A 23786-nucleotide genomic window follows, 5' to 3' on the forward strand; every position below is an offset into this window, starting at 1 on the left:
CAACTTCGGCTTGCTCCTGCGATGGCTCGCAGAGCTCTTTCGTGCCATCATCCGAGCCTTCCTCGAGATCATCCCGGCGCTAAATATCGCCTAAGCCCGGCGCCGCGGCGGTTCTTCACGAACGACTTTCGACGAGCGCGGTCGTCCTTTGAACGCGGCACGTTCTTCAGCCGGGCTTGGAGGGGGATGCGCGCCAATTTCTTATCTCTTCCTTCGGGCTGCCTTTAATTTCTCAATGCTGAGTCTCACTGCCGCAAGCGCTGCCCGATGTCTCATCTGATCGCCTAAACCGTCAACCCCGCATTTCGGTGGGAGCCTGAGATTCGAAGCCGACACTTTTCCATCATCGCTTCGACATGCCGCCGCGTCGTGAAGTACGCCCGGCCGATCTTGAAAAGCTCAAGGTTGCCTCGCCCGTATTTCTAACTGCATCGCGATGTAGTTGGCCTGATTACCAGGCGCTTGCTGCGGGCCTCATCTCTATCTGATTTGGTAGCTGTCCGAGCGCTGAAATCAATGGTTTAGTCATTTTCGCAAACCATTGAGTATGCGTGAGATTGTTAAATATCGAGTTGGCATTGCGGCTTTGATGAAATGGAGCCCGTGGCTGATGAAAGAGCAAAGGTTTCTACTGGAATAAAGGCGGCTTAGATCCATCGGCCAAAGACGCAGCGACAAACTGCTCAGGATCTGGAACGTCATTGATCCACATGGAGTTATGTCGGGCGTCGGCTAGTGGTTCACTCTCACATCCGTAAACAATAGGGGAGGCCGCGCTCACGGTAGGCGGCGGCCGATCACGTTCGAAGCGTCACCATCGCCCGAAATTAGAGTTCTCGATGGAAGCCTTATCCGATCTGCGGGTCGTCGAAATTGGTAGCTCAGCCGCGACCAGCTATTGCGCGCGGTTGTTCGCCGATTTCGGCGCCGATGTTCAAAAGGTCGAGCCGCCGGCAGGTGATCCACTTCGCCAAACCGCGCCACTTACGCCCGGGGGGCAGAGCGCATGGTTCGCATTCCTGAATTTCAACAAGTCCAGCGTTATCATTGATCCCACTGCCCCAGATGCGATCAGACGGCTGACGGCATTGATTGAAGAGTGCGACATTCTGATCGATGGACGCGATGTTGATGCCGCTGACTGCCCGGCCATTGATATTGCTGCCATCCGGCAACAATACTCCGGCTTGATCTATCTCCAAGCTAGCTGGTTCGGCGACAAGGGGCCGTATGCGAGATTTGCCGCGACTGATTCTACGGTGCGCGCACTAGCCGGTTTCGTAAAGCTGGTCGGACCGCCCGAAGGCCCGCCGTCGCACGCCCCTGATTTTCAGGCGGGTATCCTAGCTGGTCTATGGGGCTTCATCGCGGCGGCTTCTTCGGCGGTTGCGCGAATGCAGGGCAGGGGGGCTCGGTCGTGGTCACTCAGCATTTTCGAAGCGCTTCTCGCTCCGACCGAGTATCTGATGTTCGAGGCCTTTGCCCGCGGCGATGTGATGCGTCGAATCGGGGTAAATCGCTTCTGGCCGAACTTCCCGGTCGGCATTTATGACACAAAAGAAGGCTGGCTCGGCGTTTCAACCGTAACTCCAAAACAGTGGCGCGACTTCTGCGACATGCTTGGCCTCCTTGACCTACGGGATCGTTCAGATCTTGCCTCTAATGAAGGTCGTCTGCAGCACATGGATCATATCGATCGACAGTTGATCCCGAGGCTGAAGATGCGGACGGCCCAACAGTGGTTTGCAGAAGCACTGAAACGCAAATTGCCAATCGTTCCAGTGCCGCAAGTGTCGGATTTGCTCAAGGATGCAGAAAAGATAGCCAGCGGTGCAGTCGTGCGGGTTCGCCTTGGCGAAGAGGTGGGAAGGACCGTGGGCTCGATGCAGCGGCTGACGTTGACACCGCCACGTCCGGGAGGACAGGTTGCAGAGGTGGGCGAACAACAGCGTCGTGGTGATGTACGACCAGCCGAGCCGAGCATTCCGCGATCATTGCCAGGTTTTGCCGATACCTACTCGCTCCCTTTGCAAGGGGTCCGCGTGGTGGACTTCACGATGGGTTGGGCAGGACCATTATGTACGCGCACACTGGCTGACCTTGGTGCGGATGTCATCAAGATCGAGGCGATCCAATATCCGGATTGGTGGCGTGGCGTTGATAGGCCCCCTGGCTACCTGGAAGATCAGATGTACGAAAAGGCGCTGTGCTTCTGCATTATGAACCGCAACAAGCGCGGCATGACGCTCGATCTGAAGCGTCCGGAGGGCCTTGCCCTTGCGAAGCGGTTGTTGGAAGGAGCCGATATTGCCATCGCCAATTATTCAGTCAACGTGCTGCCGAAACTGGGGCTTGGCTACGAGGTGCTCAAGACCCTCAACCCTCGGCTGGTCATGATGTCGATGTCGGCTTTTGGCACGGACAGCGTCCATCGCGAGGGCCGGGCGTACGGTTCGACTCTTGAGCAGGGCTCAGGACTTCCTGGCGTGATCGGGAGCGCCGGTGGCCTGCCGGTCATGAGCCACATCGCTTTTGGCGATCCCGTTGGCGGGTTGAATGGCTGCGCTGCAGTTCTGGTCGCGTTGTTTCACGCCCGCAAGACCGGGCAAGGCCAATTCATCGATCTGGCGCAAATCGAATGCATGATGCCGTTCCTATCCCCATGGATGACGGTTCACTCGATCAGTGGTATGCCGCCGACCAAGTATGGAAATCGGCATCCACAGCACGTTCCACACGGCTGTTTCCGATGTGCGGGTGAGGACAACTGGATCATGGTAGCGGTTACGGACGCCGCCATGTGGCAGAGACTTGCCACCCTTATCGGCCGACCGGACTGGGCCAAGGACCCAGCTCTGAAGTCACCCGAAGCCCGCCGTGCCATCCAGGATGATATCGACAGAAGTATCGAAATCTGGACCGGCGCCCGCGATGCGGATCAGGCCATGTTTGAGCTGCAGGCGGTAAGGGTTGCGGCGGGTACAGCCCGCCTGCCAATTGATATGCTCAAGGACCCGCATCTCGGCTCGCGCTCATTTCTGCAGGAAGTGAACCGCGCCTTCCTAGGAGTGCACCCGCAGCCGTCGATGCCAATTCGTCAGGGCGCGACCCCCTATCCGATCCGTTCGGCGGCACCAACCCTCGGAGAACATAACGTAGAAATCCTATCGGGGCTTCTCGGGCTCTCCGATACCGAGATCGAGCAATTGGCCAGGGATCGAATTATTGGTACGTCGATGCTTTCCGAGGCGGAACTCACAAATACATGATCGTGCTGGACCCACTTTGTATTGAGAGGACTGCACGCGATACCACGAATCACGAACACTGACGCTTGCTGGAGCGGCCGTCCGTCATACACGTCTTCTGCAAAGCCCGTTTCGTATGCTGCTCGCACATGTGCCGGCGATGGATGTCACAACCCACTTGGAAGAGGTCCGCGGCGGAGCCTTGAGGCGGCCGATGCCATGTGCCGTTTTGCTCGATTGCCGAAGCGCTTTTGATCAACCGCCCGCGCCTTGACGAAACGGGCGAAGAAAGGACACGAGCGGCCGCTCGCGCCACAACATCGGCGGTCACAAGACATCGATCTTATCTCCGCCAATGCACGCTGTTGCGGAAGCGCATGCGTACGGATGAGGCGCCTTGCGGCGTGGACCTTTGTCTGGTTGAGCAACTGAGCTTGCAGCGACTTCAGAAACTCAGGGCTTTGTTCATATAAACAGCCGGGGCTTGCAGTCGCAATCTCGCCGCTTCAGGGGATGACTAGGCCGGCCGTAAAACGATGTAACCACGCATGGCGACCTCGTGCTTGTAGGGCGACTTTTCATGAAGATGGTCCAATTGTCCGAAGTTGAAAGCATCGGTTAAATGACAAGTCATGCCAGGCTCTGGCCCACAGCGCCCCTACAAGCCCTGGTAGCTTCTTTGTTGCCCCCTCTCAGGTAGTTAGCCTGCGAGGAAGGCCTCCGAAGAGCGTGATGATGCTAGTTAGGCCTGGCCATTCGTTTAACCACTCGCTTGTTGGAGGGAGGCACATGGCTGGAGCGACAAGCGTCGCACGCAACATGGAAACGTTGGAAGCGCTGGAATCTCGCGTGCGCGCGTATTCACGTTCGTTTCCAGCCATTTTCTCCCGAGCGTGCGGCTCAATCATGCTAACGGAGGATGGCCGAAAGGTCGTCGACTTCCTCTGCGGTGCTGGAACTCTCAACTACGGCCATAACAATCGCCGGATCAAAGCTGCTATTGCCGACTACCTAGCATCGGATGCCGTAATCCACGGCCTGGACATGGCCACTCCTGCGAAGCTCGAGTTCATGGAGACTTTCAACTCTCTCATACTTCGAAGACGTGATCTGCAATACCGCTTGCAATTTACAGGGCCGACCGGCGCCAATGCTATCGAGGCAGCAATAAAGCTCGCGCGCAAAGTAACAGGACGCCAGAATATAATCTCTTTCACGAATGGCTACCATGGAATGAGCTTAGGAGCGATTGCCGCGAGCGGTAATCGTTATTATCGCACAGCCAGCGGCGTCTCCTTGTCAGGCGTAACTTTCATGCCTTACGATGGTTACCTTGGGCCGGACGTCGATGCAGCGGAATATTTGCAAAAATTGCTAAGAGACGAGAGCAGTGGCCTTGATCGTCCAGCCGCCATTCTTCTCGAAACCGTTCAGGGTGAAGGCGGCATAAACGTAGCGCGCAAAGAGTGGCTGCAGTCGATCCAAACTATTGCGACGAACGCGGGCGCGCTGTTCATAGTTGACGACATTCAGATGGGCTGTGGTCGCACAGGCGAGTTTTTTAGCTTCGAGTTCGCAGATTTGTCGCCAGACATCGTCGTTCTGTCGAAATCGCTGAGTGGCTACGGTCTGCCGCTATCCATGTTGTTGATCAAGGAGGAGTGTGACGCATGGCAGCCGGGCGAGCACACAGGCACATTTCGAGGAAACAACCTCGCGCTCGTATCTGCAACGGCGGCACTAGATCTATATTGGCGGGACGATATCTTCTCACACGGAGTTCAGCGAACGGGAGAAGTTATGCGACATCGGCTTGAGGCCATAGCTAACCAGTATGGAAACAGATTTTCTGTTCGAGGACGCGGAATGGCCTTGGGGTTTGATTGTGAAGTGCCAGAACTTGCGAAAACTACCGCATGCAAGGCCTTCGAAAAAGGATTGATTGTTGAGCGATGCGGACCTGTCGATCAGGTTATTAAATTCCTGCCTGCACTCACGATCGACTCTGAAACACTGAATGATGGTCTCGAGATATTCGAGCATTCATTGGACGAAGCGCTGAAACAGACTAAGCCATCGTGACCTGGGTCAAGACCTGGGTCTCCAATAGGTGAAAGAATTCTATGGCGTACGAGACGATCAAGTATGAGATTGCCGAGCGAATCCTCACGCTTACGTTGAATCGGCCGGAGAAGCTAAACGCGTGCAATTTCCTTATGGAGCGCGAAATTGTAGACGCCTTCGACCGTGCCGACGCAGACAGTGACGTCCTCGCGATAATTGTGACCGGCGAAGGCCGCGGCTTCTGCGCTGGCGCCGACCTTTCCCTTGGAGCCGATACGTTCGATCGTGACGTGCGGCGCGGGCCAGTGAAGCGGCTGCCCGATGGCAGGGTGGATTACAGCGATCCCTCAGTCAGCGATGGAGGCGGCAAGATCGCTATGCGAATCTTCAGGTCTCTCAAGCCTGTGATCGCTGCTGTGAACGGACCTGCCGTCGGCATGGGCGTAACCATGCAGCTTGCGATGGACATTCGGATCGCGTCAGACGCTGCACGCTTCGGATTTGTATTCTCCCAGCGTGGCTTGGTCTCAGAAGGGGCCTCTAGCTGGTTTTTGCCTCGCGTCGTCGGCATAGCGCAGGCTCTCGAGTGGTCTTACACTGGGCGGATATTTACGGCGAAGGAAGCGCTTGCCGGCCGCCTGGTTAGCAAGATCGTGCGTGCCGATCGACTATTGCCGACCGCGCGTGCCCTCGCCCACGAAATCACCGATAAGACCTCGCCAGTCTCGATCACGATGATTCGGCAGCTGATGTGGCGCATGTTGGGCGCCGATGATCCGATGGAAGCCCATAAAATCGAAAGCCGCAGCATGTATTCGCGCGGCCGCTCCGCCGACGCCAAGGAAGGCGTCATGGCGTTCCTGGAAAAGCGGCCGGCGGTGTTCAAAGACAGGGTACCGGCCGATTTGCCGGACTTCTTTCCATGGTGGACTGAGCGCGAGTACCGATGACCATTGGTCTTTCGTTGTTAGGCCTCGTGACTGCTCGACCGCCTTCTACACGTGACGCTTGAATAAAACGGTCAGGAAAAGAGTGACACACCCCTTGGACTGAAGCTTAAGCAGGCCTTTCGATCAACGGAACAGCGCGCTCGGCTTCCAAAACAGATGAGCTGCGGGCCCGCGATTGATTGTCTTTGAATTCAGCCGGATCTCATGCGCCGCCGTCGCAAAACAAAGCGCTTTCACAAAGCTTCTATGCTCGGAAGGATAGTGCTGTAGCAGTCTAACGCTGGAATGCCGTTGTTCTCGCGTATGCCGGTGGTCAAAGCCGCATATTTGAGGTGGGCTCTGACACATCATCGGCGTAGCCGATTGCCCGAATTGACATGTGCACCGGCGAGTCATGTCGTAGCTCGCCTGATGCTAGTACAACTCCATTTCCTCGTTCTCCGTCGTCCTTACCGGAGTTGGTAGTGGCCTGGATCTATGGCCAGCCTATACGGTGAACTTGCCGTTCAGTCTGTGGCGCGGCTGATCACAACAGGATAGTTTGCAGATGAAACGCCTAGTTAACCCTTTGAACGTCTCGCGCTTCCTTCGAGGATATGATGAAGCCGCTGCCCAGAAAGGTATCAAGCTTTCAATCGGGTTCGATTTTCACAAATATGTATCGATTACAAAAGCGCTTCCGACTAAAGCGCCGACATATCCAACTTTCCGTCCGGATCGCTCGCCGATTAGACCAGGTGAGGGATACTGGATGATCGGCCTCGACAAGAACGATGAAGTCGCGCTCGTGCAGGCTGCGCGGCTGTTTGACCTTTCGCACAGCAATTTTGCAGAGCATCTTGAATCGCTGAAGGCATTCTATGCTGATCCTGCGACACAGGCGCACCCTGAGGATCGCTGTAGTTGCACTGCCCCAAGTGCGAAGAAGATCAATGGAAAAGTAGCGTACCACGGGGACTTCTGGTTACGCAAAGACTTTCGAGGACAGCGCATGCCTGAGATCATGGCTGCGGTATTGCGTGGCGTGTCGTTCTCAATGTGGGCTCCCGACTTCCTCGTTGGACTTCCAGAGCGCTGGCTACTGTCTAAGGGCGTTCTTGCGCAGTACGGACATTTGCATTGCGAGCCGGGCGGGTCGGTGCTGCATCTAGTAAAAGAGGATATTGTGGCCGATGACCTACTTGCCTGGTTAACTGGTGAAGAGTTGGAAGGTCTTGTCAATCGCCAGGAGAAGAGCGAGGTGCCATTGTGCTGGGGAGTCTCGGCACTACATTTCTAAAGAAAGGCAATAAGTCACCGCTGCCGTGTGGCTATTAACGCTGAGGTTGCAGCGGTTCGGGATACAGCCCGCAAGAACGGCATTCTAGTCATTGCTGATGAGGTTATGAATCGCCGGCAGAGTCTCCTGGGGGCTTCCGCCTTGTATGGCCTTGTTCCGGACCTCCTCGCAAAGGGCAAGATCATCGCCGGCGGTTTGCCAATTGGAGCAATCGGAGGCCGGGAAAGGGTGATGAGAGTATTCGACGCCTCAGCGAGCAGACATCCACTTCCCTAAGGCCGGAGGTTTTTGGCTAATCGTCTGTCTATAACAGCTGCTCTTGCCGCGATGAAGCATCTAGATCATGCGGCTGTCGCTAACCTTGACGAGCTTGCGGTGTTGTTCGAGACCGGATTGCTCGAGCTATTGCGAATTTCACGGATTGTGAGGATCGATTCGGGGCGATGGTGAGCGCCAAATTCAGACGATCGTAAGCACCCCGCTTCGGCCGATGGGGAATAGAGCCAGGAGTCAGCGGCTGCCCGTCAATGGCGATGGTTTTGGCGCTGTGTTTTCGCATGCTTTCACCGGAGAGCTGGAGGCGGTGGCGTGATGGACGAGGCGATCGAGACCTCAGCGGGCGACCTCCACTTCCCCAAGGCGGAAGGTTTTCGGCCAATGCTCTGTCTATAATAGCTGCTCTTACCGCGATGAAGCATCCAGATCATGCGGCTTTGGCAAACCTTGGCGAGCTGGCGGTGTTGTTCGAGACGAGATTGCTCGAGCTATTGCGAATTTCACAAATTGTGAGGATCGATTCGGGACGATGGTGAGCGCCAAATTCAGACGATCGTAAGCACCCCGCTTCGGCCGATGGGGAATAGAGCCAGGGGTCAGCGGCTGCCCGTCAAGGGCGATGGTTTTGGCGCTGCGGTTCCGCATGGTTTCACCGGAGCGCTCGAGGCGATGGGCGTTATGGACGAGGCGATCGAGAATCGCGTCAGCGACCGTGGGGTCCTATGGCTCTGACCTGCCACTGGATTTTCATCCAGCGGCAGTTAGAGTCTCGGGGTTTTGTACGCCAAGTGGCGCGGGTGGAGCAACGGACGATCGGCGGAGCTGGTCGGGGTTGCGTAGCCGATCGTCCGTTGCGGTGAGGTGGGCGGCGTAGGCCGCGGGGGTCAGGTATTTCAGCGACGAGTGGGGCCGCTGGAGATTGTAGTCGGCGACCCAATTGGCGATCTTGGCGCGGGCGTCGTCGAGATCGAAGAACAGGGTCTCGTTGAGTAGCTCATCGCGCATCCGGCCGTTGAAACTCTCGACGAAGCCGTTCTGCATCGGCTTTCCCGGTGCGATGAAGTGCCAGTCGATGGCCGCGTCCTTGCACCAAGCCAGCATGGCGTTGCAGGTAAACTCGGTGCCATGGTCGGACACGATCATTCCTGGCTTGCCGCGTCGCTCGACGACCGCCGTGAGTTCGCGGGCCACGCGCCGCCCCGAGATCGACGTCTCCGGAATGGCGCCCAGGCATTCCTTGGTGACGTCGTCGACGATGTTGAGGATGCGGAAGCGTCGGCCATTGGCGAACTGGTCGTGGACGAAGTCCAGCGACCAGCGGGCATTTGGCTTGGCCTCGACCAGGATCGGGGCCCGGGTCCCCACGGCCTTGCGGCGAGCACGCCGCTTGCGGACGGAGAGCCCTTCCTCGCGATAAAGCCGGTAGATCCGGTTGATTCCCGATGGCTCGCCCTCCCGCCGCAGCAGGACGAACAGGCGGCGATAGCCGAAGCGCCGCCGCTCGTTGGCGAGATCCCGCAATCGGTCACGCAGAACTGCGTCCGGCGGGCGGCTGGAGCGATAGCGGATCATCTTCCGATCCGCATCCACGATCGAGCAGGCCCGCCGTTCTGACAGGCTCATGACGGCCTGCAGATGCGCGACCGCAGCGCGCTTGGCGGCGGGCCCTACCATTTTTTTGAAAGGAGCTCGCGAAGCGCGGCTGCATCGAGCATCTGCTCGGCCAGAAGCTTCTTCAGCTTCCCGTTCTCCTCCTCCAGGGCCCTCAACCGCTTCGCCTCAGAAACGTCCATGCTGCCGAATTTGGCCTTCCAATTGTAGATCGTCGCCTCGGAGATCCCGTGCTTGCGAGCAAGATCGGCCGTCTTCGCCCCCGCCTCATGCTCCTTCAGCACCGCAATAATCTGCTCTTCCGTGAACCGTGCACGCTTCATCTGTCCGTCCTTCTTCGGGCCGGACTCTAACTCTTTCTGGAGGAAATACTCAGTGGCAGGTCAGCTCCATTCCAGGTGTCCACGGGGAGCTGAGTTGTGACGATTATAGATGCGCGGCCATGGCGGTCCTCGAGCAGGTCGCGGCGTTCGGCGGCAGTGAGCACGGGCAAGCCCCAATCGTCCAAGATCAAAAGCTGAGCGAGGCCGAGACTTTTGAGGAGCCGGGGGTAGCGCCCGTCCCCGCGAGCGAGCGCGAGGGCTTCGAACAGTCTTGGGACGCGATGATAGAGGACGGAGCGATTGTCGCGGCAGGCCTTGTGGCCGAGGGCACAGGCTAACAACTTTTGCCAGGCCGGTGGCGCCGTGACGAGCAACTTCTCGTGGCGATCGATGCAGCGGCCTTCGACGAGCTTGGCGAAAAAGACGGGATCGGTGCCACGCGGGGTACGCAGATCAACGTCTTCGACGCAAGCATTCTGAGGCAATGCGGCGATCTTGAGGCGCCTGGTGGGCCGCCTGGTATCGCGTTCGGCGGCTTCGCCGTCGACCAACATGCCGATCCGATCTTCGAACGGCACGGCTTCGAGATCGGGTAATCGGCGCTGCTACTCGAAGGCTGTGGCCATTCCGCTGAGGCCGAGTTCCGATCAGCCGTGCGCGGGTTTGGCGGTTGAGTATGCATGGCCTCTTTTGCTCCAGTGAAGTAGTCGCGGCCGCAGATGATGCCGTGGCGCAACAAGTGTTGGCGCGGATCTCGCCGGTTGCAATCTGCCGTTTTACGACACTTTTCCTTGCATCTAGTTGCTTGCGTATTTGCAGATCAGAATGGCTTCGCGCGAATCCTGTCACTACAAGCGGGGCAAGCGTATAGACAGAGTGTAGCGATCGTTATTAGTGCGAGCGATCTCTGGACTCTTCGAATTTTGGGCGGCACTGTAGCGTGCGCTCGTAGATGCGACAGTCTGTCGTGATAATTCTGCATCAAGGACGGCAGCGCGAAAACTCCCTCTCAAAGTGCCGCCGACCGAGCCGCTGGCTGTTAGGTGCCGATAAAACGATGCAGCGCGCTTCAAAAACGCGCGAGCAGCGACTTTGACAGCTCATTTCTAAAGACGGCGCTCAGTCGACGCCTGTTGAGCACTGCACCGTCCTATTTGGTCTAGTAGCTGCGAGATTGACCTGCCACGGGTAAGTTCGCATCTCTTAAGATGCGAGAAGGCCGTTCCTCGGGATATGTAGAGAGCCTGCCGGATTTTGCCAAACCGCGTACTGTACTCGATTTCACTGCCCTGGAGCGCACGCCTGCTGAGGGAATGGAGAACGACATGAAGCAACGGATCGTGCCTTCCGAAGGTGGTCGTCCGAAAGGGCACTTTCGGAACACCGCGTACGTCATCGAAAAGAGCAGGCCATTTTTTGACGCGGCTCACAACGCTGGTCTCATGGCTGTTCAAGGACGTTCTACGACCGGACGCGCATTTGCGCTAGGAACCGGTCCACTTGATGGTCGGCGGGAGATAATTGATTTTGTACGGTGTTCCTATTTGGGGCTGGACAATCATCCTACGATCCTAGCTGGCGCGATCGACGCGATCGAGGCGCACCGATCACTGCACTGGTCTTGCGCACGAACCCGACTTAATTTCGATTTCCTGGCAGAGCTCGAGGCCAATTTGTCGGAAATGTTCCGCGCGCGTATGATCGCCTTTTCGACCGTCATGCTCGCTAATCTTGGAGCCATGCCCATTCTTGCTTCTGGCATGTTGACAGACGGCACGAAGCCGGTCGTCGTATTTGATCGCAACGCGCACCTCTCGCTCGCCTATCACAAGCCGGTCGTTGCGGACGAAACGCGCGTGGAAACCATTGCGCACAACGATATTGACGCTCTTGAAGACTTGTGCCGTAAACATCCGGTAGTTGCCTATGTTTGCGATGGTGTCTATTCGATGGGCGGAAACGCGCCCATCAAGGAGCTGCGCGAACTCCAGGAACGTTATGGGCTCTTTTTGTATATCGACGATGCTCACGGAATATCGCTATTCGGACCTCATGGGGAAGGATTTGCTCGTACTCAGTTCCCGGAAGCTTTAGGCGATCGCACAATCATAGCAGCCTCGCTGGCCAAGGGATTCGGAGCATCGGGCGGCATGTTGATGCTAGGAACGGTCGAGCAGGAAGATCTGTTTCGACGTTACTCTATTCCCTATGCATTTTCGGTGGCCCCCAATTTGGCGGCAGTTGGTGCGGCGCTGGCGTCTTGTAAAATCCACCGCTCGGCAGAACTTGGCGATCGTCAGAAGCAGTTAGGGCAACGGATTAAGGTTTTTGACGCTCGTGTAACGACAGTCGAGCAAGGCAGTTCACTTCCAATCAGAATGCTTTCTATCGGATCGGAAGCCAAGGCGATTGCAGTGGCACGAGAGCTTCTCGACGCCGGCTTTTACACCTCCGTGATCTTCTTCCCTACCGTTGCCCAAGGGAAGGCAGGCATTCGAGTGTGTGTTACGGCAGATCATCAGATTGGCGACATAGAACGGCTGTGTAACTGCATTTTAGACAGAGTACCCCAGGCCAGGCTCGACGAAGCAGCAAAGACCGGAGCGCAATGATAACACCACTCGCCAGCAGGGAGGCCCCAGGCAGAACAGCTGCAATAAGGTACACCTGCAACGAGGACATGAGCGTTCATTTAGCGGTGGACACGGTGCTCCTTTTCGAAGGCCATCCTCCTGAGCGCAACGAAAGGCGCTCCTTTCGACATTCGGAACCATGGTAGCAGGAGAGCTGAGAGAAGGTGATCCGGGCGTTGTCCTCGTGACTGGAGGAGCACGCGGCATCGGACTTGAGATCGTGCGACGGTTCTTGGCGGATCGCTATCGAGTAGCCTTCGTGGCGACACAGCCCAAGCACGTGCAGCATGCGCTCGAAAGCCTTGGCTATTCGGAGGAGCGCCTATGTGCGGGGGTGGTCGACGTCACCCAGGAAACTGAGGTGACCCGATTTGTTGACCAGATCCGGCGACGGTGGGGGCTAATCACGGCTTTGGTAAACAATGCCGGAATTTCTCCAAAGCGCGTGGACCAGAACGTCCCTTGGCTTTCGCAAATGTCATCTCAGGAATGGGCAAGAGTCATCGATGTCAATCTAAGCGGCCCGTTCTTTCTAATGCGTCTGTTAGCACCATCGATGATTTCAAACGGCTATGGACGCATCATCAACGTCGGCTCTCTGGCGGGTCGCGCCATGCCGTTGATCGCGGGTCCGCATTATGCTGCATCGAAAGCGGGATTGGTCGGGTTAACCCGCGCTGCTGCCCGTGATCTCGCGCCATACGGTGTTACGGTCAATTGTATCGCCCCGGGTCGGGTTCTCAGTGATCTAACTGGGCCGGCGGAAGCCGCGGTGAACCGTTCCGCCCTCAGCCGTATTCCTGTTGGTCGTTTTGGGAGAGCCGAAGAGGTGGCGGAGCTCGCTGCCTTTCTGGCATCACCGGGGGCGGGCTTTATTACAGGTGCGACGATCGATATAACGGGTGGCGAGTTCGCTGCGTAGCTGGTAAGCGTTGTTATGGCGCAATAGCGTTCTTCATGCGCTAAATTGAGTTCGCATGGGATCAGCCACGAAAACAGTCTACGAAGATGCAAGCACCAAACTTCTCCGGCCGCTGACGTCGTCGACTTCGCCGTGCCATGCGTTCCAGAAGAAAGAGTCGTACTTGGAATCGGGGCGAATACTTTCGAGCGACGATGACTTGATCGCTTTCCGAGCGCGGAAATGCATTAGCGATGACGCGCTGCTGCATCCCACTTGTGTAACATCTTCCAATTTTGCGACCGGCGCGGTACTCTCCGGAGGAGCGGCGCGAGGCTTGTGTCGGAGCTCCTGCATATTATGCGCTCTACCGGACAGGAATGTCGCGTTGAGCATGCAGGAACTTCCTGGTGTCCTCAGACGCTGAAGTCCAGCATTGGATTGGCGAGGATACTGCTATGTTATGGTTCGGCATACCAGCGGCGGGATCCCGATGGCCCAAGCCGGCTGTGATCGAGCGAGGAGCAGGGGTCATTGCCTTCCTAGCACTCTCGAACTGCTGATGAAGAGCGTTCGCCCGCTCAATGCGCGGAACGCGCCGGGGGAATCTCCTCTCGGTAGCGCGGCCTACGTCCCAATCTCCTACAGCGACGCGTTCTGATGGCGCAGGGGGAAACGGAGAGTGCATTTCACGCCTTACTAATCAGCCCGCATACCCTTTAGCTGCGCTTTCGCGCCGCTTGAGATAGGTCACGCCGAAAGCATCCCCTGTCGTGTCGAAGCGAAATTGTTGGAGACATTGCGCGGCGGCACAGTCCTTGCTGGCTCGACGGAGCTTCTGTTCAGCAGGTCGGCAGAGAATCAGAGGGCGAGCAGGTGGTCAAAAGACTTGCATAGGGAAAGTCGTCTGTTAGCTCTCATAACTCGAAAGCGTCCGGCACCGGGCTCTCCGGAACGATGCTTACGGGCACCGCATCCGCAGGCGGATAACTTCCAAAGCATAACTATGGCTGAAGAGAATGAAGGCAACTAAAGAGGCGTTGTCGCAGCTGCGAGTGGTCGAAATTGGTAGCTCAGCTGCGACAAGCTACTGTGCGCGGCTGTTTGCCGACTTCGGCGCCGAGGTTTGGAAGGTCGAGCCGCCGACCGGCGATCCACTTCGTTCCAGTGCTCCGCTGACCCCAGGTGGCCAGAGCGCGTGGTTCGCGTTCCTCAATTTCAACAAGTCAAGTATCGTCATCGATGCTGCCGACCCAGGAGCGGTCGAGCGACTGACGCTGTTGATTGAGGATTGCGACATTCTGGTCGATGGCCGTGATGTCGATGGCGCCAACTGTGCCCCAGTTGATGTCAACGCAATCCGACAACGGCGACCCGCATTGATCTACCTGGATGTGAGCTGGTTCGGGCAGGACGGGCCTTATGCTGAGTTCAATGCGAGCGACTCGATCGTTCGCGCCCTTGCTGGTCTCATTAAGCTGGTTGGGCCAGTTGAAGGACCTCCTTTGCACGCGCCGGATTTCCAGGCCGGTATCCTGGCGGGTCTATGGGGCTTTATCGCATCGGCTTCGTCAGTGTTTGAGCGAATGCAGACTAGAGCAGGCCGGTCTTACTCGCTCAGTATCTTCGAAGCATGTATCTCGCTCAGCGAGTATCAGCTATTTGAAGCATTTCAGCACGGCGATGTGATGCGCCGGATCGGCATCAATCGCTTCTGGCCTAATTTTCCAGTAGGCATCTATGAAACTAAAAAGGGGTGGCTCGGCGTCACAACAATAACCCCGCCCCAGTGGCGTGCGTTCTGCGACATGCTCGGTCTTGCTCAATTGCGTGACGATCCAGCTCTAGTGCTAGGTGCCGACCGTCTGAACCATGTGGAGCAGATCGAGCGACTTCTCATCCCAAGGCTTAAGAAGCGGACCGCGCTACAGTGGTTCGCCCAGGGACTAAAGCGCAAGATCCCGATTGTACCGGTGCCAGCGATGTCCGATCTTCTCCAGGATAAGGAGAAGATCGAGCGGAGTGCAATCGTTCCAATTCTGCTCGGCAAGGAAAGAGCGCTGACGGCTGGCTCAATGCAGCGGCTTACACTGACACCGCCGCGCCGGGGCGGAAAGGTTCCGTGTCCGGGCGAGCGGCAGGCTCTGACGAATAGCCGATCGAACTCCGCAACAGGCGGGCCGACGTTCGTCGGCTGCAGTGGTCCACCCGAACAACCTTTGCTGAAGACGCGTGTCATTGACTTTTCCATGGGCTGGGCTGGCCCGTTGTGTACGCGGACCCTTGCTGACCTCGGCGCGGACGTGATCAAGATCGAGGCGATCCAATACCCGGACTGGTGGCGCGGTGTCGATCGCCGGCCCGATTACGTAAACCGTCAGATGTACGAGAAGACGCTGCGTTTCTGCATGATGAACCGAAACAAGCGCGGCATCACACTCGATCTGACCAGACCCGAGGGCCTCACCCTTGCTAAGCGGCTGATAGCGGGCGCCGACATCGTTGTCGACAATTATTCGGTGGATGTGCTGCCAAAGCTAGGGCTCGGTTACGAGGTGCTGAGAAGGCTCAACCCCCGCCTCGTAGTGATGTCGATGTCGGCCTTTGGCAAGAACAGCGCTTTTCGCGATTGCCGGGCATACGGCTCGACGCTGGAGCAGGGCTCGGGATTGCCGAGCGTGGTCGGAAGTGCCAATGGGCCGCCGGTCATGAGCCACGTTGCTTTCGGGGATGCTATAGGCGGTCTGAATGGTTGCGCTGCAGTTCTTGTTGCACTGATCCACGCACGCGAGACTGGGCAGGGGCAGTTTATTGACCTCGCGCAGATCGAATGCATGATGCCGCTTGCTGCTCCATGGATCATTATCCAATCCCTTTGCGGTACGTCGACAAGGTACGGCAATCGGCATCCTCAGTTTGTGCCGCACGGCTGCTTCCGCTGCGCCGGAGAAGACGGCTGGATCGCAGTGGCTGCGACCGACGCGGGTATGTGGCAGAGGCTTGCGAGCGTGATCGGCCGAGAAGACTGGGCTGCTGACCCCTCGTTGAAAGTTGCGGACCGCCGCCGTTCGATGGAGGATACGATCGATAGAGCAATCGAAGCCTGGACGCGCACACGTGATGCAGATCAGGCGATGTTCCAGCTGCAGGCCGCGAGCATCGCAGCCGGCGTCGTGCGCCTGCCAATCGACCTGCTAAAGGATCCGCAACTTAGATATCGTTCATTCTTTCAGGACCTTGAACGGGCTTTCATCGGTCTGCACGCGCAATCGTCGATCCCGATTCGTGAGCGCACACGGCCTCATTCGATCCGCCGAGCAGCACCCGTTCTGGGAGAACATAACACGGAGATTCTGACCGGCCTTTTAGGCCTCCGCGAGCCGGAAATCGCTGATCTCGAGAGGAAGGGCATCATCGGGACGAGAATGCTCTCGGAGGTGGAGCTGAGCGAAAGACGAAGATCTCAAGAAACATCGACGATATAGCCTCGCGTTTTACGTGTGGCTCTCACCGAAGGTTTGAGGAAAAAGTGTATGGTTAGGCAGTTGCAGATGTAACAGAATTTTCCAGGTCAAGGGCGGACTGGATTGTCTGATAACAGCGCAGTTGCACTTGCATTTATTCGCGTCGGTTGGCGCGCCGTGCGCTAGATAGAGTATGTGGAGATCCGCATGCCTTGGCGCGAAACGACTGCCACCTTGGCCTGAGGAGCGGGCTCAAAGATCGCCGGTCGTACTTACTGATCTGCTGGCTGGTCTACAGTACAAACACATCGTTCTCGTCCGTGGGTTCGAACCGCACCGAGCGGTCGACCCTCTGCACGCTCGACACTGGTAAGGTCGAACGTCTGGAGGTCGGCTGCTATTCGGAGGCAAGGCCATGACGAGATGAAAGTGGCGCCGAAGTCAACTACCAGTGCTCGCTGTTGCTCCCGATATGTACCCGTGTCACCTATACTTTCGACGTCTGCTGCAAAAGAGTGAGACCGCCTCCAGAATAGCTTTGCAAGAGCTGAATAAACAGCGCTTGCACAGCAGCGACTCGTAATCAGTACGGAGCGAAGCGTTCCTTCGATTGCTTTGTTGCCTCCTGCTGCTCTGAAAGAACATGTGCGGTGTTTAGGTGGAATGTAGATTGTCGACCGATGGGCCGGTCGCTCTGACATGAGAAGCGTTTGAGAGAGGAGTACGGCATGGCGCGTAAGGGTCAAATGGCGCTCGGACTATACGTCTTACAGGCGGGATATATCGAGGGAGCTTGGCGCGATCCGAGCGTGCCGAAGACGGGCGGAGTCGATATCGAGCATTATGCACATCTTGCGGCACTTGCCGAAGGCGCGGCATTTCACTTCGTGTTTCTTCCAGATAGCCCAAGTGTCGTCGAACGAGATAATGAAAACATAGCACGTGCAGGCCGAAACGATGCGTTTGAGCCCATCACCCTTTTGTCGGCTCTTTCATCAAGAACAAAGAATATCGGCATTGTTGCAACGGCGACCACGACGTATCACCAGCCTTATCATCTCGCACGTATGATTGCGTCCCTTGACCACCTCTCACAAGGACGCGCTGCTTGGAATATCGTTACCTCCGGAAATAAGTTCGAAGGGGCCAATTTTGGCGATGCGGAAATTCCAGAGCATGACGAGAGATATGAGCGAGCTAGAGAGTTCGTAGGTGTCATGAAGGGGCTTTGGGATACATGGGAAGACGACGCCTTCGTTCGTGACAAGCAAAGCGGGATCTTCGCCGATACGACGAAGCTGCACTTCCTCAATCACCGGGGAGCCTATTTCTCGGTCAGAGGCCCACTGAATATCGCACGGCCGCCCCAAGGCTATCCTGTACTCGTGCAGGCTGGCTCATCCGAGGCCGGAGTCAGATTCGCTGCCGAATTTGCCGAAGTTGTGTTCACAGCCCAGCCTTTGCTTGAAAGCAGTAAGCAGTACTACGCAGATCTAAAGCAGAAAGCTCGTGGGCTGGGGCGTAAAGACGACCAGATATTGGTGATGCCGGGCATTGTCCCGATTGTCGGAAGGACCAAGCAGGAGGCCTCCGATAAGCTTAAGAAACTGCAGTCCTATACACATGCAGGCGTCATGACGGAGACGGCAGATCGGTGGCTGGGGTTCGTTACCGACCTGCGTGCGATCGATTTGGACTCGTTAGTGCCCGCTACTTTGCCAGAGACGAATTTCATTCAGAGCCGCCAGAAGGTGCTCCTCGAGCTAGCTGCGCGCCAAGGAATGACCTGGAGACAGCTGATCCGCTCAGTATCGGATTCGCGCGGACATCTAATGGTGGTCGGGACGCCCGATGAGATAACCGACATCATGATCAATGCCTTCGATCAATATGCGGCCGATGGATTCAACCTCATTCCCGCCATCGTTCCGAGCGGGCTCAAGGATTTTGTGGAGCTCGTCGTTCCTGAACTGCGCCGACGGGGTAAGTTTAGGTCGGAAAGCTCCGGGCGGACTCTTAGAGAAAACCTGGGGCTCAAGAGGCCACCCAATCAGTTTACACGAGCGGCGTAAGCCGTGCTTTGGCTACTTGGAGGCAGAGCGCGCTGAGCGCTGTCTGAGCTGCTGCCGGTTTGATGGACACCAAGATTAGGTGTTCATTGAGCCGGAGGTGGGATGAAGAGACGGAAGTTCAGTCGCGAGTTCAAGATCGAGGCGGTCAAGCTGGTCAGGGAACGCGGGGGTTGGTGGCGCAGGCCGGCCGCGACCTGGACGTTCATGAGAATGTGGTGCGCAAGTGGGTCAAGGAGTTCGGCTCTGACCCGGTGCAGGCCTTTCCCGGCCACAGGCAGATGAAGCCTGAGCAACAGGAGATCGAGCGGTTGCGCCGCGAGGTCGCCAAATTGAAGGCCGAGCGGGATATTCTAAAAAACTGTCCAGCGTTGTGGCGCGCCGCGCGGGGTAGAAACAGCCTTGTGCTATCTTTTTGGCTGGGAGGGTAGCGGCCGTCAGCTTATTGGAGGCAGAATCCCCGTTAAAAAACGTGGCCTATGGGTGCATGCGGACTTGGGAGTGGTGACGCTGCTCCGGCGGCGATCCCGATTAGGAAGATGACGATTGGCATAACCCAGACCCTCCCGCTCTCATTGTTTGGAGGATTGCCAATGCCCAAGAGGACGACCGGCCACCGCCCGGAACTTAAACTGGTCAACGTCGGGGCCGCCGCTATTGACATCGGATCAAAGATGCACATGGCTGCGGTGAACCCAACCTGCACTGATACACCAGTGCGCACGTTCGGCACATTCACAGAAGACCTTCATCATCTGGCGGATTGGTTTAAGGCGAGCGGCGTGACGAGTGTCGCGATGGAATCCACCGGGGTCCATTGGATTCCGGTCTACGAGATCCTGGAGCAGCGCGGGTTTGAGGTCATTCTGGTCAATGCTCGCTACGCCAAGAACGTGCCCGGGCGCAAAAGCGATGTCAGCGATGCCGCATGTTGCGCCAGCTTCATTCCTACGGTCTGTTACGCGGCAGCTTCCGACCTGATGCCGAGATTGCAACCCTGCGCGCCTATCTGCGCCAGCGGGAGCGGCTGGTGGGATATGCCGCTGCCCATATCCAGCATATGCAGAAGGCCCTGATGGAAATGAACCTGCAGCTCCATCATGTTGTCTCGATATCACCGGCGCGACCGGCATGCAGATCATCCGAGCCATTGTGGAGGCGAACGCAATCCGGACGTCCTGGCAACCTATCGGGACGTGCGCTGCCATTCATCGATTGAGACGATCCGCGCAGCACTCGTAGGCAATGACCGCCACGAACATGTCTTCGCGTTGACTCAATCGCTGGAGCTCTACGACGTCTATCAGGCAAAGATGCTCGACTGTGATCGCACGCTCGAAGTCCTGATTAGTGCATTGAACACCAAAGGAGCAAGACCGGTCGGAAAGCTAGCCAAGCCACGCGTAACGACCAAGCAGGTCAACACCCCCACCTTCGATGTCAGGGCCGCACTGTACGGCGTGCTCGGCGCCGATTTGACTGAGATCCATGGGTTGGGTCCGTCGCTCGCATTGAAGCTCGTCGGCGAGTGCGGCAAGGATCTAAGGGCATGGCCGAGCGCCAAACGCTTCACTTCGTGGCTCTGCCTCGCACCCGGCAACAAGATCTCCGGCGGCAAGATGCTGTCCTCGCGCACACGGAGATCCTCAAGTCGCGCAGCTGCGCTGTTGCGGTTGGCAGCCACAACCGTGGGGAAGAGCGAGACAGCGCTGGGAGCATTCTATCGTCGGCTGTCCTCACGTGCAGGTAAATCTAAGGCCGTGACGGCGAGCGCTCGCAAGATTGCGGTTTTATTCTACAGCACACTCCGGCACGGCATGAGCTACAGGGATCCTGGCGCCGACCAATATGAGCAGCAATATCGTAGATGTGTCCTCGAAAACCTACAGTGCCGGGCGAAATCGCTAGGCTTCGTGTTGCAGGCCATTCCGGGCGACGCCAATCCGGCTGTTTCTTAGGAAGGCCGCAGCCTTCTTCGCGAAGGAAGCGACATGAAGTTCGTCGTCATCGCGAAGCACCGGGCGACCTGGCCGGTGGCATGGCTGTGCGATGCGCTGGGGGTGTCGCGGTCGGGCTTTCATGCCCGGCTGAATCGCTCGCCCAGTGCTAGATCTCGCAGCGACGAAGAGCTCGGCGGCAAGATGAAGGCAAGCTTCATGGCGAGCGACCGCACCTATGGTGCGCACTGCAGCAGCGCCGTTGCAAGGTACCCTACGGTGTCGGTGAAAGCTCAAGTGCCTTTGCCACGCAGGTGCGGGGCTATAGCGCAGGTTCGTCGTTGACCTCCTCGCCCCTGACGCGGCTCCCCACGTTGCGTAGCATTGGACTGAGACAAGCATAGGCAAGCAAGCCGGCGAGCACAACGGACTCCAGGAGAAACGGACCGGCAGGGAAAACCTCGTAAAGGCTCACCGCAAACGGCGCGAAAAGCACATTAACACCACTGATCGCCCCAATAGCTCCGGCCACGCGCGCCTGCTCTTTCATCGGAACGGAAAGTGACGCGCCGACCATGAAGCCCGGTCGGGCCAAGGAGAAGCCGAGGCTCGCCAGGGCATAGCCCAGGATAGCGATGGCATAATCTGGTGAGAGGGCGATCGAAACGCTGCCGAGAGAGGCCAGCCCGGCACCCCATCGCAGTAGGGCTTTCGGTGTCATGCGGAGAATGGGGATGAGGGCCCAGAGCGCAAGCAAACTGGCGAGAGCCCCGCAGACCATCGCAATCGCGATACGGCCTTGCGCTATGCGCAACAAGTCCGGGGATGGGAGCTGAGGTAACTCTTTGCTCGTTTTGTCGATGATAAGAAAACCCAGCGTCTGTGCCAGCGCATTCTGGCAAACGAAAAGCAGGAAGCCGTAAGCGATGAAGGGGACAAAGTTAGAGCGGAGCCACGGCGGTCCAGGCGCCGTCTTATCGCTCCGGAGCGGTGGCTCCGTCGGCAAGATCGGCGCCTCATCTAGATAGCGGGCGACAAAAATCAGCATTGTTGTGGCGATCAGGGCAAACGCGTACAGCGGCCCTGCGTATCCGAAGCTTTCGATGATGAAAAGTGGGGCCAGCACTGGGCCAACCACGGTGCCAAGGCTAGAAGCACCAGCGATGCTGGACATCCAGCGCGTGCGGTCGGCAGGGCAGGTGCGCTCCGCGATATAGGTTTGATTCGCTGGGCTGGTGGCCGAGCCGAAGAGCCCATAGATGGCACGACAGACGAGGAAAAATCCGAAGATGATCGTGGGAGTTGTCAAGTGGGCCAGGCCGGCGCTCACCACCAGGCCGCAGAGCACCATGGAAACCGCAAACCCAGCAAGGCCGATGATCATGAGGGGCTTACGGCCACGCAGGTCAGATTGACGAGCCCAGAACGGCGAGGTCACAGCCCACAATAGGGAGGAGAGCGAGAAAATGGCCGCCACCATCCAGTCCGCGATGCCAATCGAGCGGCCGATCGACGGAAGCACTGACTGCAACCCAGTGTTGCCAATTGCGGTAGTTATTGAAAGGCAGAAGAGGATAGCAAAGGCGCGGCGCGAAAGCCTGGGCATATCAGACATGTGGAGTTCTTGCTATCCCCCGCTTGTTGCGAAAGTATTTGTCCGACCGGCGTCCCACGTCTGTCAAAAGGGAAACAGTCATCGAAACGCAGCTTATGCGAGTTCCGCGGCCGAATTTTCGTGTTGATCGTCCTTGCTTGCCGAACTTCGGCGTCTTGGACGTAAATCCAGGTGAAAGTCTTCTTGCCGCAGATCGGCAACGCTAAATTCCACGGTAACGGTGCCCATTGCCCATGCTTACCTTCTAATCAGTGCTATTTTTTTCAAGAATCCTCACTTGATTACTTCTTTGTTCTGCATTGTGGCCCTGCGAAATTTGCAACAGGGCGCGCGCGAAACGACGAGCATGAGGTGCTGCTAACAGCCTCGATTAAAGTCGTGTTTCGAACGCGAAGGACTTAAGCGCTGCATCTTCGAAAGCCGGGGCGTAGCCACCACTCTCAAGGCCAGCCTATTTCAGCGCGTGCGGGTTCACGGGCGAGCCAAAGCCGCCAGTAACCTCGAGAGGCGGAGCTGCAAGCAGGAAGCTGTACCGTCCGTCGGCGGCGCAGTCCGCCGCCAGCGCCTCCAGGTTGAACATCTCGCCAAGTGGCATGCCCATGTCTCGCAGCGCCAGCATGTGGAAGGCTAGGGGCATCTCCGATGCGAGCCCCTCTGGATCCAGGATCTCGACAGCCATGTTGTCCGCGGCCACGGCCGCCAGCGATTTGTCGTGAGCCCATTCGGCGCAGGTGTAGCTGAGGCCCGGCTGTATCCCCATAAAGCGGTCGCGGTCTCCGTCCGCGGTGAACCACAGCATATGGCCGGTGCGCACCAAAAGAATGTCGCCCTTGCCGATGCTTATACCTTGCTTCTGGCATGCGGTGTTCAGATCGTCGACCGTGATCGCGTAGTCGAGCGGCAGCCGTTCGACCCCCTTTAGCCGTGCGATGTCGAGGAGCGCCCCGCGCGAAACAATGCCGGGCGTGGCGAGATGGTTGACGCCCATCTTGAGCGCGCCGTTTTCGGTAAGGCATTCGCGCGCGTTGCAGCCATTGTAAAGATGGCCGTCATAGTGAACATGGCCGAGCGCGTCCCATTGCGTTGAACATTGCAAGGGCATGTGGATGACGTCATCGGAGTAGCAGACGTCCGGCGCGGCGGGACTCATCGGGGTGAAAAGGTCGGTGGCGTAGACCATCGGATTGAATCGCTTGCGTCCGACCTGAGGCCCGTTCCGGTCGAACCGCAAACCGAGGTTAAAGAGCTTGCCTTCGCGCACCTCGGCGGCTGCGTTCTTCAGTGTTTCTGGCCCGATGTGGTTAAGCGTGCCGCGCTGATCGGCTTCGCCCCATCGCCCCCAGTTGCGCAGCTTCTCGGCAAGATAGTCGAAATCGGCGGGCCGCATGGCCGGCTCCTTGTTTGGTCGCGAAATGT

13 protein-coding genes and 4 pseudogenes are annotated in these 23786 nt (G+C 57.5%); 12 read left to right on the forward strand and 5 right to left on the reverse strand.

The window, feature by feature from the left end; all coding sequences use genetic code 11:
- The first annotated feature begins 839 nt into the window (after positions 1-839).
- From P0R31_RS36160 to P0R31_RS36180, 5 genes are all read left to right on the forward strand, one after another.
- On the forward strand, positions 840-3269 hold the full coding sequence (locus P0R31_RS36160) for a CaiB/BaiF CoA-transferase family protein (RefSeq protein WP_275519626.1): 2430 nt from the start codon (positions 840-842) through the stop codon (positions 3267-3269).
- Between the two features lie 798 nt (positions 3270-4067).
- Positions 4068-5330 carry a diaminobutyrate--2-oxoglutarate transaminase gene (ectB, locus tag P0R31_RS36165; RefSeq protein ID WP_275519694.1) on the forward strand — a complete coding sequence of 421 codons (1263 nt, stop codon included), beginning with the start codon at positions 4068-4070 and terminating at the stop codon, positions 5328-5330.
- A 41-nt stretch (positions 5331-5371) separates the two neighbouring features.
- Positions 5372-6262, forward strand: a complete 891-nt coding sequence (locus P0R31_RS36170) for a crotonase/enoyl-CoA hydratase family protein (RefSeq protein WP_275519628.1) — start codon at positions 5372-5374, stop codon at positions 6260-6262.
- A 547-nt stretch (positions 6263-6809) separates the two neighbouring features.
- Positions 6810-7541: a hypothetical protein gene (locus P0R31_RS36175; protein WP_275519629.1), complete on the forward strand. Its 732-nt coding sequence runs from the start codon at positions 6810-6812 to the stop codon at positions 7539-7541.
- A gap of 27 nt (positions 7542-7568) precedes the next feature.
- Positions 7569-7817 carry an aminotransferase class III-fold pyridoxal phosphate-dependent enzyme gene (locus tag P0R31_RS36180; RefSeq protein ID WP_275519631.1) on the forward strand — a complete coding sequence of 83 codons (249 nt, stop codon included), beginning with the start codon at positions 7569-7571 and terminating at the stop codon, positions 7815-7817.
- Between the two features lie 624 nt (positions 7818-8441).
- On the opposite strand, the pseudogene P0R31_RS36185 reads toward P0R31_RS36180, so the two are convergent.
- The 3 genes and pseudogenes from P0R31_RS36185 to P0R31_RS36195 all read right to left on the reverse strand — a co-directional run.
- A pseudogene (locus P0R31_RS36185) lies at positions 8442-8537 on the reverse strand (ATP-binding protein); the annotation flags it as partial.
- 27 nt (positions 8538-8564) lie between these two features.
- Positions 8565-9751 (reverse strand): IS3 family transposase gene (locus P0R31_RS36190; protein WP_275519633.1). Its coding sequence is split into 2 segments (ribosomal slippage): positions 8565-9499 and positions 9499-9751, totalling 1188 coding nucleotides; the frame shifts between segments, so codons are not numbered across the junction.
- Positions 9752-9777: 26 nt separating this feature from the next.
- The gene (locus P0R31_RS36195) at positions 9778-10305 is read right to left on the reverse strand and encodes an ATP-binding protein (protein WP_275519696.1); all 528 of its coding nucleotides are present in this window, start codon (positions 10303-10305) and stop codon (positions 9778-9780) included.
- A gap of 771 nt (positions 10306-11076) precedes the next feature.
- On the opposite strand from P0R31_RS36195, the gene P0R31_RS36200 reads away from it, so the two are divergent.
- From P0R31_RS36200 to P0R31_RS36235, 7 genes and pseudogenes are all read left to right on the forward strand, one after another.
- Entirely contained in the window at positions 11077-12363 is a 1287-nt protein-coding gene (locus tag P0R31_RS36200) for an aminotransferase class I/II-fold pyridoxal phosphate-dependent enzyme (RefSeq protein ID WP_275519635.1), read from the forward strand.
- A 160-nt stretch (positions 12364-12523) separates the two neighbouring features.
- The gene (locus tag P0R31_RS36205; RefSeq protein ID WP_275519637.1) at positions 12524-13306 is read left to right on the forward strand and encodes an SDR family oxidoreductase; all 783 of its coding nucleotides are present in this window, start codon (positions 12524-12526) and stop codon (positions 13304-13306) included.
- 998 nt (positions 13307-14304) lie between these two features.
- Positions 14305-16770 (forward strand): CaiB/BaiF CoA transferase family protein, encoded by a 2466-nt coding sequence (locus P0R31_RS36210; RefSeq protein ID WP_275519639.1) that lies wholly within the window; start codon positions 14305-14307, stop codon positions 16768-16770.
- 707 nt (positions 16771-17477) lie between these two features.
- On the forward strand, positions 17478-18821 hold the full coding sequence (locus tag P0R31_RS36215; RefSeq protein ID WP_275519641.1) for an LLM class flavin-dependent oxidoreductase: 1344 nt from the start codon (positions 17478-17480) through the stop codon (positions 18819-18821).
- 102 nt (positions 18822-18923) lie between these two features.
- Positions 18924-19177, forward strand: a pseudogene (locus P0R31_RS36220) (transposase); the annotation flags it as partial.
- 234 nt (positions 19178-19411) lie between these two features.
- Positions 19412-20776 (forward strand): annotated as a pseudogene (locus tag P0R31_RS41175) (IS110 family transposase).
- Positions 20777-21001 (forward strand): annotated as a pseudogene (locus P0R31_RS36235) (IS3 family transposase); the annotation flags it as partial.
- A 76-nt stretch (positions 21002-21077) separates the two neighbouring features.
- Here P0R31_RS36235 and P0R31_RS36240 read toward each other — a convergent pair.
- Positions 21078-22370, reverse strand: coding sequence for an MFS transporter (locus tag P0R31_RS36240; RefSeq protein WP_275519646.1), 1293 nt, complete (start codon positions 22368-22370; stop codon positions 21078-21080).
- Positions 22371-22821: 451 nt separating this feature from the next.
- The gene (locus P0R31_RS36245) at positions 22822-23757 is read right to left on the reverse strand and encodes a cyclase family protein (protein WP_275519648.1); all 936 of its coding nucleotides are present in this window, start codon (positions 23755-23757) and stop codon (positions 22822-22824) included.
- Positions 23758-23786: the final 29 nt, after the last annotated feature.

The organism is Bradyrhizobium yuanmingense, assembly GCF_029167105.1.
Lineage (GTDB): Bacteria > Pseudomonadota > Alphaproteobacteria > Rhizobiales > Xanthobacteraceae > Bradyrhizobium > Bradyrhizobium yuanmingense_A.